This is a genomic window from Candidatus Symbiopectobacterium sp. NZEC135 (genome assembly GCF_025962695.1).
The window spans coordinates 1-553 of sequence record NZ_JAGFPF010001417.1 but is presented as its reverse complement, the minus strand read 5'-3'; the positions used below and the strand labels follow the sequence as shown (position 1 = coordinate 553).

The 553-nt window shown below is 55.3% G+C and carries 1 protein-coding gene; it reads right to left on the bottom strand.

Translation table 11 applies throughout. The features are described 5' to 3' along the window. Window positions 1-18 precede the first annotated feature (18 nt). The coding region (locus tag J5224_RS34585; RefSeq protein ID WP_264629340.1) for a methyl-accepting chemotaxis protein at window positions 19-553 on the bottom strand (535 nt) is incomplete at its 5' end.

The window sequence follows — 553 nt, the reverse complement described above, 5'->3', positions numbered from 1 at the left end:
AGCCCGCTAATGTGTGTGCTACACCCAATCGCCCTGCGCCACCTTAACGGGTAAAGCAGCAAAACCGGTTGGCCGTTGTGCAGCCTCTGGCTCGCAAACCGCGTTTCCTGGCAAACGGAATACCGCAATCAGTGAGGCAAGCCGCGCGACCTGCGCTTCCAATGCTAATGCCGCCGAGGTGGAATCACTGACCATCGTTGCATTCTCCTGAATGGTACGATCCATATCCGTCACCGCATCACCAATTTGCGCAATGCCGCGACTCTGCTCGTCCGATGCCACTGAAATATCGTTCATGATGTTATCAACAGCGCCAATTGACATCACTATGTCATGCATAGCGGTACCCGCTTTTTCAACCAACACAGAACCTTCATCCACCCGCGTGACGGATTCTGCGATCAAGGCTTCAATTTCTCTGGCCGCTTGTGAACTGCGCTGTGCCAAATTACGCACTTCGCTGGCGACCACGGCAAACCCGCGCCCTTGTTCTCCGGCCCGCGCCGCTTCCACCGCCGCATTCAGCGCCAGTATGTTGGTTTGAAAAGCAATG